The following is a 2538-nucleotide window of genomic DNA, read 5'->3' on the forward strand; positions in this document are numbered from 1 at the left end:
TGAGTATTCCGCTGTTCGGGAGCCACTTCGTCCGATAGAGAGAGCCACCCAATCTGAATGGCGGAGCCGGTTGGATAGAATATGGATTCCGATGTAGAGAGCCACCCTTTAGAATGAATGTACGGCAAAAGCCGAATTCATATGAAGGGAGGACTACATCAATGTCCAAAGAAAAACAAATCCTGCAGTATATTGCTGACGGGAAGTCTCAGCGAGCAATCGCTAAAATGCTAAAAGTATCAAGAAATACGGTATCGTCCGTAGCAGCAGCATCCATACGAAGCGGTAAATCTCTCCCCGAGTTGCTGCAGATGGAAGAGTCGGAGATAGTACAGCTGCTCTTTCCTGAGAAGGAACTAATCCCTGTTCAGGTCATCCCTGACTTCGAATGGGTGCACAAGGAACTTCTCAAAGACGGAGTCACTCTTCGCTCTTTGTGGGAAGAGTATTGTGATCAGTGCAGAGAGGAGAAGAAGCCGCCGTATATGTACTCTCAGTTTTGTAAGCTGTATTCCGACTATGTCAATCAGCACAGACTGACGATGCATATAAGTCATAAGCCGGGCGACAAGCTCATGGTCGACTGGGCAGGCACCACATTCTCATACTATGATGCCGATGATGACAAGGAGCAGAAATGCTACCTGTTCGTAGCCACGCTGCCGTTTAGCATGTTCTGCTATGCGGAAGCATTTACAAACACGAAACAGGAAGCATGGATAAATGCACATGTACATATGTATGCGTACTTCGGCGGCAGCACAAAGCTTCTTGTCTGCGACAATCTAAAAACAGGTGTCATCAGGAACAGCAAGCATGAGGATCCGGTGTTCAACAAGAGCTACGAAGAGCTGGCCGATCACTACAATACCGCATTACTGCCTGCGCGAGTTTTGGCTCCAAAGGACAAAGCAGCGGTGGAAGGATCAGTAGGCGCTTTAACAAGACGGCTTGTATCAAAATTCAGAAACATGAGATTCTTCAGTCTCCATGAGCTGAATAAAGCCATACGAAAAGAACTTGACGAGTTCAATAGAAAGCCGTTTCAGAAAAAGGACGGTTCTCGTTATTCCGTGTATACCGATGAAGAACTGCCATTTATGAAACCACTGCCGGATTACGCTTACGAGTATGCAACCTGGAAGGTAGCGACCGTCCAGATGAACTACCACATATCCTTCGACAAGCAAAACTATTCAGTTCCATATGCATATGTAAGAAAGAAAGTAGATGTTCGCAGTACAGGCAGCGTGATTGAAATCTACTATAAGGGCACTCGTATCTGCAGCCACAGAAGGCTCCATGGGCGCAATGGTCAATATGCAACAAACATAGATCATATGCCTGAGAACCATCAGCTGTACAGCGAATGGGACAGCAAAAGATTCAAGCGCTGGGCTGAAAACATCGGACCTAATACAAAAGAAGTTGTAGATAAGATGTTCGCGTCATACCGGGTAGAAGAACAGGCCTACAAAGGCTGCCTGTCCCTCCTGAAGCTGGCTGACAAATACTCCTCCAGCCGCCTTGAAAATGCCTGCGCTGTAGCACTTGTGCATATTCCGAATCCCCGGTACAAGAATATTAGATTGATTCTTGAAGCCGGTCAAGACCTTCCGAAGGAAAAATCGTCGTCAGAAAAAGATGACTCTCTTGAAAAATTCACTCACCTTCGTGGTGCTTCATACTATGGAGGTGGCCGTAATGAATAGAGACACATACGACAAGCTTCGTAAAATGAGATTACCGGAAATGGCAAATCAATATAAGCTGCATTCAGAATCACCTGAGCTCTACGCTCCGATGACATTTGATGAAGAATTCTCTCTACTAGTGGATGCGGAGTTTGACTCGCGGACAAATAACAAGATTAAGAGGCTTCTGAAGAGGTCTGAGATTCCGGATACTACTGCGCATATTGGAGGAATAGAGTTCTTTCCTGAGAGACATCTAAACAGGGATCTGTTCAATACGCTCCAGACGAACGAGTTCATCAGCAGAGGTCTCAACATAATGCTTATCGGTGCAACCGGATGCGGCAAGACATATATAGCCTGTGCTCTGGCTACCAACGCATGCAGACATGAGTACCGTGTCAGATACTTCAGGCTTAATGAATTCTTCGGCACAATGGAAGCAGCAAGGATTCAAGGCATATATGACGAAACGATTAATCGTTTCAGAAGGATACCGTTGATGATTCTAGATGACTTTCTCCTGCTTCCCACGACTCAGGAGGAGCAACGTGATCTGTTAATTCTGCTAAGAGCCAGGGATGAGGATAAAACATCGACAATCCTATGCTCTCAGGTAGCCGTAGCAGGCTGGCACGAGAGGCTTGGGAGCGGCGGTGTCGCAGACACACTGCTTGACCGCATAACATCCAATGGATATGAGATTAATATTGATGGCGAAACATCCATGAGACGTCGCCACAGCAGGATTTAGTTTTCAAAGTGCATGTATCAGGATTAGCAGGTCGCCCCCCTGAGGGGGGTGGCTCTCTAATCCGGAGCACTGGCTCTCACTAACGGAACC

The 2538-nt window shown here is 46.7% G+C and carries 2 protein-coding genes; both read left to right on the top strand.

Going from position 1 to position 2538, the window contains the following annotated elements; translation table 11 throughout:
• Positions 1–161 precede the first annotated feature (161 nt).
• Positions 162–1712 (top strand): IS21 family transposase, encoded by a 1551-nt coding sequence (istA, locus tag ACI35L_RS07140; RefSeq protein WP_439802547.1) that lies wholly within the window; start codon positions 162–164, stop codon positions 1710–1712.
• A complete protein-coding gene (locus tag ACI35L_RS07145; protein ID WP_439802548.1) occupies positions 1705–2448 on the top strand; it encodes an ATP-binding protein in 744 nt (247 codons plus the stop codon). Before istA ends, ACI35L_RS07145 begins: the two co-directional genes overlap by 8 nt.
• The last annotated feature ends 90 nt before the right edge of the window (positions 2449–2538 follow it).

Origin of the sequence: Pradoshia sp. (assembly GCF_051873915.1) — a bacterium.
Lineage (GTDB): Bacteria > Bacillota > Bacilli > Bacillales > Pradoshiaceae > Pradoshia.

Excerpts from the sequence above, each read along its gene's own strand:
- ACI35L_RS07145 (WP_439802548.1), top strand. The coding sequence starts at position 1,705 with ATGAATAGAGACACATACGACAAGCTTCGTAAAATGAGATTACCGGAA.
- istA (WP_439802547.1), top strand. The coding sequence starts at position 162 with ATGTCCAAAGAAAAACAAATCCTGCAGTATATTGCTGACGGGAAGTCT.